Origin of the sequence: Streptomyces hokutonensis, from assembly GCF_000376565.1 — a bacterium.
In the GTDB taxonomy this organism is placed as follows: domain Bacteria; phylum Actinomycetota; class Actinomycetes; order Streptomycetales; family Streptomycetaceae; genus Streptomyces; species Streptomyces hokutonensis.
In genome coordinates, this window is sequence record NZ_BARG01000054.1 from 1 (window position 1) to 12,840 (window position 12,840).

Sequence of the window (12,840 nt, forward strand, 5' to 3'; positions counted from 1 at the left end):
ACCACGTACCGAGCGCACCCGGCCCCGAGCCCGCCCTACCTCTGGTACGGCAGCGGTTCGGTGACCCAGCCCGCCGTCAGGGCGAGACGCGATTCGCGGTGGACGGCCAGGAAGCCGAAGGGGCGGTCGAAGCGGGCCGTGACGACCGTGGTCGTGCAGCGGAGGTCGGGCCGGGCACCGCCGGGGGCGGGCGCGATCGCGGTCACCGCGCCCGCGCGGAAGCCGAGCGCGCCGAACTGTGCCACCGCCGACTGCTCGGCCTTCCCGACGGCCAGCGGGTCGGGGCTGATGCCGGGGAAGTGGCCGTCGCCGGTGTCCATGGCCGTGGTGAGCCCGAACAGGCCGTGCTGGTCGAGGAGATCGTGCCGCGCGCTCATGTCGTACGCCACTGTCGTCACGGACAGCTCCGGCGGCTGCGGTGTGGCGCACCGCCGTTGCTCGATGCGCAGGCCCGGTCCCACGTCGCCGTACGGGAGTTGGCCGCTGGGTACCACGGTGACCTGGCGGGCCAGCGTGGCGACGCCCGTGCCGAGTACCTGGCCGGGGGTCATCCGCTGTTCGCCGAGCAGGAGATGGACGTCGATGCCGTTGTCGCCGGGGACCTTCAGCTCGGTGACGTAGCCGTGCGGGCCGTTCGTCACGCCGGCGCGGTCGAGGCGGACGCCGGTGCGGCGCAGGCCCACCAGCCGCCGCCCCTGCCAGGGGCCGGCGTCGGGACTGAACGGCAACTCCTCGAAGGGGCGCGGCCATTCGGTGCGCAGCGCGAGCGCGCTCGCCAGCACCATGACCACGTCCGCGTCCAGGGCGATCGGCATCCGCTCGATCAGCCCGTCCGTCCGCTCGGCCGCCCACGCGTCCAACGCCCGCTGCCCGGCCGGGAGATCGTCGGTGAACACCCCGTGCGTGTCCGCCGGCAGCCCGGCCCGCCACTCCTCGCGCACGGCCAACTCGTGCCGGGTCCACAGGCCGAGGGCGGAGCGCAGCCCGGGCATCGAGCCCATCGCGGCCAGCAACTCCCGTGCGGCGGGGGCGGCTTGGTCGGCGGGCAGGCCCACCGCGTCCGCGAGTTCAGCCCGCGCGGCGCCCCACGCCCCGTCGGCGAGGAGTGCGAGCAGCGGCCACACCCCGGCCGCCGAGAACACCGTGCCGCCGGTCGCCGTGTCCGCCCAGCGCGCCGTCAGCCGGTTCACCGCGTCGACGGTTCCCCCGACCGTCGTCCCCCCGACCGTCGTCCCCCCGACCGCCGTGCCCTGAACCGCCGTCCCCTGGACCGCTCCCAATTCCGCCCCCGTCAGTGCCGTAGCGCAAGATCGCGCACGGGAAGGCTATCGTCGCCGTTCCGGCGCCGGATGATCAGCCCTGGTCCTCGGGGAACAGCTCGGGTTCGGTGACCCACCCCGCCGCCAGCACCAGCCGTGAGTGGCGGTGCAGGGCGAGGAAGGCGAAGGGGCGGTCGAAGCGGGCGGTGACGGTGGTGGTCACGTGGCGGAGGTCGGGCAGGCCGGCCGGGAAGGCGCTGACCGCCGTCACCGCCGCCGCGCGGAAGCCGAGCGCGCCGAACCTCGCCGTCGTGGCCTGCTCGGCCGACCCGATGGCCAGCGGGGAAGGGCTGATGCCGGAGAAGTGGCCGTGCGTGGAGTCCCGTGCCGTCGTGAGCCCGAACAGGCGGTGCAGGCGCAGCAGATCGTGCCGCGCGGTCAGGTCGTACGCCACCGTCGTCACGTCGAGGGTGGGCGGCCGGGGGCGGGTGGAGCGCGTCCTCTCCACCCGCAGCCCCGGTCCGGGGTCGCCGTAGGGGAGTCGGTCCCCGGGTACTACGGGATGACGGCGGTCCAGGATTCCCATGCCCGCGCCCAGCACCTGGGCGGGTGTCATCCGCTCCTCCCCGAGGAGGAGGTGGACGTCGATCGCCGCGTCGCCCAGCACCTTCAGCTCGGTGACATGGCCGTCCGGTGTGTCCGCGACGCCGATCCGGTCCAGGAGGGCGGTCTCGCGGTGCAGGCCGAGCGGGACCCGGTCGCGCCAGTACGCGCTCTCCATCGGCACCTCGGTGAACGGCCGCAGCCACTCGGTGCGCAGGGCCAGCGCGCTCGCCAGCACCAGCTCGGTGGCGTCCGTCAGCGCGAGCGGCATCTGCTCGATCAGCCCGCCGGTCCGCTTCGCCGCCCACGCGTCCAGGGCCGCGCGGTCGACCGCGAGGTTCCCGGTGAGCACTCCGTGCGCCTCGGCGGGCAGCCCCGCAGCCCATGCCTCGCGCAGCTCCACGGTCCGTTTCGTCCATAGCCCGAGTGCCGCGTCGACACCGCGCATCGCCGCCAGCCCGGCCAGCAACTCCCGTGCGGCGGCGGCCGATTGGCCCGCGGGCAGCCCCACCGCGTCCGCGAGCTCCGCCCGCGCCGCGCCCTCGGCGCCGTCCGCGAGGAGGGCCAGCGGCGGCCACACCCCGGCCGCCGAGAACACCGTGCCCCCGCAGGCGGCCCCGGCCCAGCGCGCGGTGAGCGCGTTCACCGCCCGGACCGTCGTCTTAGAAACCCGCATTCCGCCCCCGGTCACCGCGTGCTTAACATGCGCGAGTCGTACGTCAGTTCCGCACCTGAAGATCTCCGGCTCCGCAGTGAAGCCCGCCCGCCGAAGATCCCCCGCCTGAACCAGGAGCACGGTACCCGTGTCCATACCCCCGCCGCCGGACCCCGAAGGCCCCCAGGACCAGCCCCCGGGCCCGGCTCCTCTCCCCCAGGCGCCCGCCACCCCGTACAACCCGTACGCCCCGCCGCCGGAGGACACCCACGGGACGGCACAGCCCCAACCCCCTTACGGGGCACAGCCGCAGCCCCCGTACAACCCGTACACCCCGTACCCCCAAGGTCCCCCGCCCCCGTACGCCCCCTACGGGCCCCAGCCCTACCAGACCTGGTCCCAGGGCTACAGCCCGTACAACAACCCCGCGCCCCTGAACGGCATGTCCATCGCCGCCCTGGTGCTCGGCATCCTCTGCTGCATACCGGGCGTCGGTCTGGTCCTGGGGCTCATCGGACTGAACCAGACGAAGAAGCGGGGCGAGCGCGGCCGGGGCATGGCGGTGGCCGGCATCGTGCTCTCGTCGCTCGGGCTGGTGCTGTGGACGCTCGGGGTGGCCGGCGCGGCGACCGGCTTCTTCGACGACGTCGAGGTCGACGGGGGGAACAGTGCGAGCGCGTCCCCCGGGAAGGGCCAGTGCTTCGACGCGCCCAGCGGTTCGCTGGAGGGCACGGCGTACGACTTCGACGTGGTGTCCTGCGCGGGCGAGCACGACGGCGAGGTGTTCGCCGTGGTGCGGCTGAGCGGCGACTCGTACCCGGGGGACAAGAAGGTCACGGCCACCGCCGACGACAAGTGCTACGCGCTCCAGGACTCCTACGCGATGGACGGCTGGGCCGTGCCCGACGACGTGGACATCTACTACGTCACCCCGACCGAGCAGAGCTGGAGCCTGGGCGACCGCGAGATCACCTGCGCGTTCGGCAACAAGGACGAGGAGGCGAGTCTGCCCGGCGGTTCGCTGCGCAACGACGCCACGACCCTCGACGCGGACCAGGTCGCGTATCTGAAGGCGGCCCACGTCCTCAACGCGGCGCTGGACTCGGCACCCGACGCGCAGTACGTCGAGGACGACCTGCCGGGGCACCGGGCCTGGGCGGGCCGGGTCTCGACCGCGCTCACCCGGCAGGCCGACCTGCTGGAAGCCCATCAGTGGCCGAGTGCCTCCGCGAAACCGGTCGCGGACCTGGTCAAGGACCTGCGGGTGGCGCAGAAGCAGTGGGCGAAGGCGGCCGGGGCCTCCGACGCCGACGAGTTCTACGGGTACTACGACAAGGGCGCCGAGCTCATCGACCCCCACCTGTCGGTCACCGCCCGCAAGGCTCTGGGGCTCGCCACGACCCCGCCGCCGTACGACGAGAGCGACAGCGGAGGGGACAGCGGGGGAGGCGATACCGGTCTGGAGGTGTGACGGCCTCTATAGCGGGGAGAAACTGCCTGGGTAAAGCCCACGCCGGGCACAAGTCATCACATCGAGTGATTCTCTGGCCTTTGCTTGCATGGCACAACCCACGGTTGCCAGGCTGTTGCTGTCTGTACAACCTGATGGGAGCGGCCAGTGACATTCGGTGAGCAGCCGGCGTATCTGCGCGTCGCGGGTGATCTCCGCAAGAAGATCGTCGACGGCAGGCTGCCTCCGCACACCCGGCTGCCCTCGCAGGCCAGGATCCGCGAGGAGTACGGCGTCTCGGACACGGTCGCTCTCGAGGCGCGCAAGGTGCTGATGGCCGAGGGGCTGGTCGAGGGCCGCTCCGGCTCGGGGACCTATGTGCGTGAGCGTCCGGTGCCGCGCCGTATCGCCCGCTCCGGGTTCCGGCCGCCCGCCGGCGCGACACCGTTCCGGCAGGAGCAGGCCGACGGCGAGGCGCGCGGCACCTGGGAGTCCAGCAGCGAGCAGACCGAGGCCGGCGGCGCGATCGCCGAGCGGCTCGGTCTCCAGGCCGGCGAGCGCGTGATGCGCACGAAGTACGTGTTCCGGGACGCCGGCGAGACGATGATGCTCTCCACGTCCTGGGAACCCCTCGCGGTGACCGGCCGTACGCCCGTGATGCTGCCCGAGGAGGGCCCGCTCGGCGGCATGGGGGTCGTCGAGCGGATGCGGGCCATCGACGTCGTCGTGGACAACGTCACGGAGGAGGTCGGCGCCCGCCCTGGCCTCTCCGAGGAACTGCTCGCGCTGGGCGGTGTCCCCGGGCACGTGGTCCTGGTCATCCAGCGCACGTACTACGCCTCGGGGCGCGCGGTGGAGACGGCCGACGTGGTGGTCCCGGCCGACCGCTACCGGATCGCCTACCACCTGCCCGTGAAGTGAACGCCACCACCTTCCCGTGAAGTAATGCACCGACTTCCCGTGAAGTAGCGCGCCGAGTAGCGCGTTGGGTGCATTCCAGGTGAAGTAGCGCAACTTTCCCGGCACTTGTCGCCGGAACCGGTCAATCCGCCCTGCCCTGGGGGCCGTTGGATTCCGGTCTTTCTCGCAGGTCGCTCACAGGAGCTGTAGCGTGCCTCCGACCGGATGCATCGAGGTGCGCCAACGGCGCGTTCGTTGTCGTGCGCCCCCTCCGTCATGGCTGGTTGCGTACCTCTTTGTGAAAAGCCGTATTCGCTGCGTGAAGGTTAGGCGTAGGCTCCGGCATATGCGGATTGCGGTTTCCTTATGGGGTGGGGCACGGCACGAACCGCGAGCGGGAAGCGGAGGGGCGCGATGAACGACGGCACGATCACTCTTCCCTGGCTCGTGATACGGCAGGACGACAACGGCAATCGCTACCGCGTGGGCAGGTACGCGACCCGCGCCGAGGCCCAGAAGATCGCGGACAGCCTCGACGACCGCAAGCACAAGCAGCTCTACTGGGTCGAGCGGATCGGGCAGAACGGGGACGCCACCCGCAACTGACGCACCCCGTAGGCTCCGGCGCATGACGACACGGATCGTGGTGGTCGGAGCCGCCCTGTTCGACGACGACCTCGACGGCGACTTCGGCGACGACGGTGACGGCCGCGGCGGCCTGCTGCTCGCCGCCCGCCGCAGCGCGCCCCCGGAGCTGGCCGGCCGCTGGGAACTCCCCGGCGGCAAGGTGGAGCCCGGCGAGCGCCCCGAGGCCGCGCTGGTGCGCGAACTCCGTGAGGAACTCGGTGTCGACGCCGAGACCGTCGCCCGCGTCCCGGGGGAGTGGCCGCTGAAGCCCCCGTACGTCCTCCAGGTCTGGACGGCCCGCCTGCTGCCCGGCTCGCCCCGCCCGCGCCCCCTGCAGGACCACGACGAGCTGCGCTGGCTCGCCCCCGCGGACATCTGGACCGTCGACTGGCTCGACCAGGACGTCCCCGCCGTACGGGAAACGCTGGCGCTGCTCGACGCCGGGGCGCGCTGAACCCGTCGTAGGCCCGGACGAGCCGGGTGTGCGGAACCCGCCGTAGTTCGTGGCGGACCGGCGCGCCGGATTCGTATGGGGCGCGAGGTGGTGGAGTGTGCCGGGGTCGGTGTACGCCGTTCGTGCCACAGTGCGCCCTCCGGGACGGTACCGGGCCCTTGATATCGGGTATGTGCCCATTAACCCCATGAAATCGGACATGGGTGTGCTGGGCCGGCCCCGGGATGTGATCGGCTTGATCGACACCGAAGGCGACTGCGCCGAGTGGACCTTTCCCGCCGACCCCGGAGCCGTCCGCACCGCGCGCTCGGCCGTCCGCGGTCAGCTGCGCGACTGGGACCTCATCGCCCTCGCCGACATCGCCGCGCTGCTGGTCAGTGAGCTGGTGACCAACGCACTGCGGCACGCCACGGGCCCCATCGGCGTCCGCCTGGTCCGCCCCGCCCGCCCCGGCGGCGTCCTGCTCGTCGAGGTCTCCGACCCGCTCCCCGATCCGCCCCGCGAGCGCGTCGCCCGCCCCGAGGACGAGAGCGGACGCGGCCTCCAACTGGTCGCCGACGCCTGCGTCCGCTGGGGCACCCGGCCCGGGGAGACGGGCAAGACGGTGTGGTTCGAACTCGCGGTGCCGTGATGGACCCCGCCCGGCGCGCGGGCGCACGCTCCTGTACGAACCGGACAGTGGTGTCCATCGATTGGTCAAGGCCTGTGACGGTTGTCGATCGGCGTGGTTCGACTGCGTGTCCGCTGGTTAGAAGACTGGGAGTGTTGTCGCGGGCAGGTCCGAAATGCATCGGGATTGTCCTGTGATCGTGAACACCGTGTTGTGGGGCGCCGTAGTGCTGGATACTGCGGGCAGCCGCCCCCGGTGACCGGTGCCGGACGCGGTGAGCTGGAGGGGACGGTTCGCGTGAGCGAGATACCAGCGAAGGCCACGGAGTCCGAGGACCCGTCGGGCGGCGCGAGGGCTGAGGCCGTGGGCTTCGCCGACGTGCCCTCCGCCGACGCCATGTCCGTCGGCGACGCCATGTGGCAGAGCAGCCCGCCCGGCTCGATCTACGACTACATCAAGGTCGCCTCCTTCTCCATCGGCCCCGACGGGCTCGTCGACCAGTGGAGCCTGCGGGCCGAGCAGCTCTTCGGTATCCCCACGGAGCAGGCCGTCGGCATGGACCCCATCGAGGCGTTCGTCGACCCCGCGCTGCGCGAGCACGGCCAGCGGAAGATGGCCGAGATCCTCGACGGCCGGGAGTGGACCGGAGTGGTGCCCTTCCGGGTGCCGGAGAGCGCAGAGGGCGATCCGGGCAAGGAAGGTCTCGCCGAGGTCTATGTGATGCCGACCCGGACCGAGGAGGGCGAGCGGGCCGCCGTCTGCATCGTCGTCGACGTCCGGATCCTGCGCCGTATCGAGACCGATCTCGCCGCCTCGCAGTCGATATTCGGTCAATCTCCGTTCGGGTTCCTGCTGATCGACCCCGACCTGCGGGTCCGGCGCGCCAACCAGCAGATCGCCAACACCTTCGGCGGCACCCCCGACGACCACCGGGGCAACGGCGTCCAGGACTATCTGCAGAGCCCCGAGGCCGAGCGGGTCACCGCGACCCTGCGCCGGGTCCTGGAGACCGGCAACTCGATAACGGACATGCATGTCACCGGATTCGTGCCCGGCTCCGAGGAGCGCCGGCACTGGTCCATCAACCTCTACCGCGTGCACAGCGGCAGCGGCCGCCCCATCGGCATCGCCTGGCTCGGCACCGATGTCACCGCCCGCCGCGCCGCCGCCCGTGAGGCCGCCTCCGCGCGGCGCAATCTCGCCCTTCTGAACGAGGCCGGCGCCCGCATCGGGAACTCCCTCGACCTGGAGACCACGGCCCGCGAACTCCTCGACGTCGTCGTCCCCGGCTTCTGCGACCTCGCTACCGTCGACCTCTACCAGGGCCTCCTGGCCGGCGACGAGACCCCGCCGGGCCGTTCCGACGGCAGCGCGGAACTGCGCCGGGTCGCCTTCGCCAGCGCGGTCTCCGACGCCCCCTTCGCCGGCGGCGGCGCACCCGTCACGGTGGGCGCGGTCCACCACTACCCCTTCAACTCGCCCTGCGCGGACGCCCTGCGCACCGCCCGCCCGCAGTACGTCCCCGCCGAGGAGGGCGGCCCGGTCCAGTCCACGCTGGCCGTGCCGATGGTCGCCCACGACACCGTCGTAGGACTCGTGCAGTTCGCCCGTACGAAGGGCAGCGAGCCGTTCGGCGACCGGGACCGGGATCTCGCGGTGGAGCTGGCGGCGCGGGCCGCGGTCTGCATCGACAACGCGCGGCTGTACCGCCGCGAGCACGAACGCGCCCTGATACTCCAGCGGTCGCTCCTCCCGCCCGGCGACCCGGAGGCGTCCGGCCTCGACATCGCCTGCCGCTATCTGCCCGGGAACGCGGCGACGGAGGTCGGCGGCGACTGGTTCGACGTCATCGAACTCCCCGGCCACCGCACGGCGTTGGTGGTGGGGGACGTGATGGGCCGCGGACTGCGCGCGGCGGTCGCGATGGGTGAACTGCGCACGGCGGTACGGACGTTGGCCCTCCTGGACCTCGAACCGGCGGAGGTGTTGTCCGCCCTGGACGAGATCGCGCGCGGGCTCGGCACCCCCGGCGGCGTCCAGCAGGCCACCCGGGCCGCCCGCCGCCCCCGCGAGGCCGACCTCTCCGAGGTGTACCTCGCGACCTGCATCTACGCGGTCTACGACTCGGTGACCAGGCGCTGCACCTTCGCCAACGCCGGCCATCTCCCGCCGGTCCTGGTGGAACCCGGCGAGGCGGCGCTGATGCTCGACGTGCCGCCCGGCATGCCGCTCGGCGTCGGCGGCGAGCCCTTCGAGGAGGTGGAGGTCGAACTGCCCGAAGGCGCACTGTTGGCGCTCTACACGGATGGACTGGTCGAATCCCGCGACCACCCCCTCGACGAGGGCCTCCAGGCCTTCGTGGGCGCCCTCACCGACCCCAACCGCCCGGCGGACGACGGCCGTCCGGTCACGGCGGCGGCGCTCAACGCCGAGACCCACCGTGACCTGGAGGACGTCTGCGACCACGTCCTCAGCACCCTCGACACCCACCACGGCGAGGACGACATCGCGCTGTTGATGGCACGTGTCCAGGGCCTGCCCGAGGACTCCGTCGGCGACTGGACCCTGCCGCGCGAGCCGCGCAGCGTGGGCCGCGCCCGCGAGTACGCCCGCGCCCGCCTCCAGTCCTGGGACCTCGAACCCCTCATCGACACCACGGAGTTGCTCGTCAGCGAACTCGTCACGAACGCGCTCCGCTACGGCGAGGGCGAGATCAGGCTACGGCTGCTCCTGGACCGCACCCTGGTGTGCGAGGTCTGGGACGCGGGCCTGGTCCAACCACGCCGCCGCCGCGCCCGCGACACGGACGAGGGCGGCCGGGGCCTCCAACTGGTCGGCCTCCTGTCGGCAGCCTGGGGCTCACGCCGGACACCGCGCGGCAAGACGGTGTGGTTCGAACTGCCGTTGCCTGACGGCGAAACCGGGATGGTGGATCCGGCGGAGGCACTGCTCAGTCTGTTCTGAGGGAGTTGGGGGCGGGCCTGTCCCGGGTCGGGTTCCGCGCGTTTTCGGGTGTTCGGGGCGCCGAGGGCGGGCGGTGGGCCGCCGTCTGTCTCCTTGTCGAGCGGCACCCCGCCGGGGGCGGCTCGGCCTGTGTGTTCGGCGTCGGCGGGGGTGTTACTCAGTTTGTTCTGAGGGGCTCTGGGGCGGGTTCCTTCGCGTTTCTGGGTGTTGGGTTCGCTGAAGGGGGGTGGCTGCCTGCCGTTCGGGTCTTCGCTGAGCGGTAATCCGCCGGGGGGGGGTGGCTCCGCCTGTGTGTTCGGGGGCGGTGGAGCTGCTGCTCGGTTTGTTCTGAGGGGCTCTGGGGCGGGTTCCTTCGCGTTTCTGGGTGTTGGGTTCGCTGAAGGGGGGCGGCTGCCTGCCGTTTGTTTCCTCGCTGAGCGGTAATCCGCCGGGGCGGCTCCGCCGGTGTATTCGGCGTTGGGGGAGGCGCTGCTCAGTCTGTTCTGACGGAGTTGGAGGCGGGCTCACCCGGATCGGGTTCCCCGCGCTTTCGGGTGTCCGGGCCGCCGAAGGCGGGCGGTGGGCCGCCGTTCGGGGACTCGCCGAGGAGTACTCCGCCGAGGACGGCTCCGGTCGTGTGCTCGGCGGCGCCGGAGTACGGGTTGCCGTGTACGCGGACGTCCTGTTCGGCCAACTGCCGGGCCGCCAGGGCGGGTTCGTCGGCTGCGGCGGGGTCGGTGGCGAGCAGCCGTTCCGCCTCCGCCAGGAGGGTTCGCGCCCCGGCGCCCACCGCGCCCCGGTGCGTCGCCACGAAGCCGTCCGTCACCCGGACGTCAGCCTGGCCGACGAGCCACGCGGCGGCACCGAGCACACCGTCCTGTCCGGCGCCCAGCGCCGACACTGCCCGCACGATGCTCCGCAGGGCGGCGAATGGGTCGTACGGGCGGTCGCCGGTCACTTCCTCCCGTACGGCGGCGAGGGCGGCGTCGGTGTCGCCCAGGAGGGAGCGGGGCACGCCGTCGGCTGTTCCGGTTGCCGCCTGTGCCCTCGTCCTCTCCGCCTCCGCGCCGGTGAGCGCGGCCGGGATCAACTCGGCGGCTCTGGTGAGGGAGTTGGCGAGCCGGTCGACGCCGGTGAGGAGGGTGTCGGCCTGGCCGATGGCGCCCTCGGCGGCGCGCAGGTCACGTACCGCCTGCTCGGTGCGGCCCAAGTCAGCTGCCTGGCGGGCCTGGTTGAGGTGGGTCGTGGCGAACACCAGGCGGTCCTTGGCCTGTTCGACGTATCCGGTGACTGGTGCGGTGGCCGATGCCGGGTAACGCGTGTGCAGGTCGGCGAGTGTGGCCTCTACGGTCCCTGTACGGCCGGTCAGTTCGCGGAAACGGCCCTCCGCGACCTCCAGCGCCTCACCCATCTCCCGGTCCAATGACCGGAGTTGATCGAACTCCAGGGCTGCGGCATCCAGTCGCCGCCCGGCCTCGGCACACCGTCCGACGATGCCGGCGAGGGCTTGCCGCCGGGCGGCTTCCTCGCCACGGACCTCCGGAACCTCCGGGACCCCTTGGCCGTAGCGCAGGTGTATCGCGAAGGCGGCGGCGAGTTCGCGCTCGGCCTCCCGCAGGGCCTGATGGAACGGTTCGACGGGTGCCGGCCCGAACCGGGCCTCGGCGAAGGAGAGTTCGGCGCAGCTGGTGCGTATGCAGTCGTCGGCCTGGACGAGGGCGGCACCGGCCTGTCGTTCGAGTACGTGCAATGGGGTCACAGGGGGCCGGGGCGACACCACGGGCGGTACCCCGGGTGAGACCACCCCGGGAGTCGTACGGGTACGGGCCCTACGGGTGCGCCGTACATACCCGTACCCCGCGAGTACCCCCGCCCCGCCCACGGCGACGAGCGGCAGGACGAGATCGGCGGCGGAGGTGGTCCCCTCGGCCTCCGGCCGGGCCGGGGCGGCGGGTCCGGCCCGGGTGGCCGCAACCGGAACCTCCGCATTGATCGTCATCACCGGCAGCACCAGCCACACGACCCCGGCCGCCCCGCCCAGCACGGCATGCGCCACCCGCACGGATATGTGAGAGGCCGCGCGTCGCGGCCGGCCGCGTATCAAGGATGACGTCACATTTCGGAGCGTATGAGCAGGATTACGGACGCGCGACCGGGGCGGGACGTGGGGGCGTGCCGGTGACGGGTGGGGTGCGGGGTACGGCTACGGGAGGGGAGACGCGCTGATGGAGCATGCAGGGGGTACGGGTACGGGTACGAGTACGGGGAGAGACGAGGGGCCCGAGGTCGCCGACGGTGCTGTACCTCCACAAGGGCCACCCCGGAGAAAGAGGTGGGTCCGCTGGACCCGCCGTACCGCCCTCGCGCTCGCTCTTCTCCTCGTCCTCCCCACCCTCGCCGCCGAGATCGCCCTCCGGGTGAACTACACCGGTGACCCCGCGGACGGCACCCACACCAGGAACCAGGACGCGATCTGGCTGGGCCACGCCTGGGTGGACGGGCGGAAGACCGATGCGGACGTCACCGCGCTGGCCCGCCGTCTGAAGGGCACCGGCATCCGCGACCTGTACGTCCATTCGGGGCCCCTGGAACACGACGGCACCCTCCCCGAGGCGGACTACCCCGGAGCCGGCCGGCTGATCGAGTCCGTCCACCGCGCGCTGCCCGGCGTACGCGTGCAGGCCTGGCTGGGGGACAAGCTCGCCACCGAGAGCCCGGACGGTCTGCGGCTGGAGCGCGCGGCGACCCGTACGGCGATCGTCGCCTCCACCCGGCAGATCCTCGACGCCGGTTTCGAGGGCGCCCACTTCGACCTGGAACCCCTGCACTCCGGCGACGAGAACTACCTCGACCTGCTCGACCGGCTGCACGACGTCACCGAGTCCCGGAACGCCCAACTCTCCGTCGCCGCCCACCAGATCGACCCGCTCCCCGCCTTCCACTCCTTCTGGGGCACCGTCACCAACCACCCCAAGTGGTGGTCGCAGGCGTACTTCGGCCAGGTCGCCCGTCGGGTCGACCAGATCGCCGTGATGTCGTACGACACGATGCAGCCCCTGCAGAGTCTCTACGGCGGCTATGTCGCCCAGCAGACCTCGCTCGCCCTGGAGGTCACCCCGGACTCCACCGACCTCCTGATGGGCCTGCCCTTCTTCCACGAGAACCGCTTCGGTCACCGGGGTTCCGCCGAGACCGTCCCCGCCGCCGTCCGGGGCGTACGCCTCGGCCTGTCCCGCACGGACGCGGACCGCGCGAACTTCGGTGTCGCCCTGTACGTGGACTTCGCGGCGACGGAGGCGGACTGGACGGCGTACCGGGAGGGCTGGGTGCGTTGAGCGC

General features: G+C 72.3%; 10 protein-coding genes. 7 read left to right on the forward strand and 3 right to left on the reverse strand.

Features of this window, described 5'->3' with window-relative positions:
* Positions 1-35: 35 nt before the first annotated feature.
* The gene (locus SSP08S_RS33385) at positions 36-1,190 is read right to left on the reverse strand and encodes a serpin family protein (RefSeq protein ID WP_019072014.1); all 1,155 of its coding nucleotides are present in this window, start codon (positions 1,188-1,190) and stop codon (positions 36-38) included.
* Positions 1,191-1,353: 163 nt separating this feature from the next.
* Positions 1,354-2,538: a serpin family protein gene (locus tag SSP08S_RS33390; RefSeq protein WP_026179053.1), complete on the reverse strand. Its 1,185-nt coding sequence runs from the start codon at positions 2,536-2,538 to the stop codon at positions 1,354-1,356.
* A gap of 127 nt (positions 2,539-2,665) precedes the next feature.
* On the opposite strand from SSP08S_RS33390, the gene SSP08S_RS33395 reads away from it, so the two are divergent.
* From SSP08S_RS33395 to SSP08S_RS33420, 6 genes are all read left to right on the forward strand, one after another.
* The gene (locus SSP08S_RS33395) at positions 2,666-3,988 is read left to right on the forward strand and encodes a DUF4190 domain-containing protein (RefSeq protein ID WP_019072016.1); all 1,323 of its coding nucleotides are present in this window, start codon (positions 2,666-2,668) and stop codon (positions 3,986-3,988) included.
* Between the two features lie 147 nt (positions 3,989-4,135).
* A complete protein-coding gene (locus tag SSP08S_RS33400; protein WP_019072017.1) occupies positions 4,136-4,888 on the forward strand; it encodes a GntR family transcriptional regulator in 753 nt (250 codons plus the stop codon).
* A gap of 393 nt (positions 4,889-5,281) precedes the next feature.
* Complete coding sequence (locus SSP08S_RS33405) at positions 5,282-5,473, forward strand: SPOR domain-containing protein (protein WP_019072018.1); 192 nt, start codon at positions 5,282-5,284, stop codon at positions 5,471-5,473.
* 22 nt (positions 5,474-5,495) lie between these two features.
* Positions 5,496-5,948 carry a (deoxy)nucleoside triphosphate pyrophosphohydrolase gene (locus tag SSP08S_RS33410; protein WP_019072019.1) on the forward strand — a complete coding sequence of 151 codons (453 nt, stop codon included), beginning with the start codon at positions 5,496-5,498 and terminating at the stop codon, positions 5,946-5,948.
* 187 nt (positions 5,949-6,135) lie between these two features.
* Positions 6,136-6,579, forward strand: a complete 444-nt coding sequence (locus tag SSP08S_RS33415) for an ATP-binding protein (RefSeq protein WP_174479423.1) — start codon at positions 6,136-6,138, stop codon at positions 6,577-6,579.
* A 276-nt stretch (positions 6,580-6,855) separates the two neighbouring features.
* Positions 6,856-9,522 (forward strand): SpoIIE family protein phosphatase, encoded by a 2,667-nt coding sequence (locus SSP08S_RS33420; RefSeq protein ID WP_019072021.1) that lies wholly within the window; start codon positions 6,856-6,858, stop codon positions 9,520-9,522.
* Between the two features lie 472 nt (positions 9,523-9,994).
* Here the strand turns inward: SSP08S_RS33420 and SSP08S_RS33425 are convergent, their stop codons facing one another.
* Complete coding sequence (locus tag SSP08S_RS33425; RefSeq protein ID WP_019072022.1) at positions 9,995-11,545, reverse strand: hypothetical protein; 1,551 nt, start codon at positions 11,543-11,545, stop codon at positions 9,995-9,997.
* 181 nt (positions 11,546-11,726) lie between these two features.
* Here SSP08S_RS33425 and SSP08S_RS33430 point away from each other — a divergent pair, with 181 nt between their 5' ends.
* Complete coding sequence (locus SSP08S_RS33430; protein ID WP_245608011.1) at positions 11,727-12,836, forward strand: glycoside hydrolase family 18 protein; 1,110 nt, start codon at positions 11,727-11,729, stop codon at positions 12,834-12,836.
* Positions 12,837-12,840: the final 4 nt, after the last annotated feature.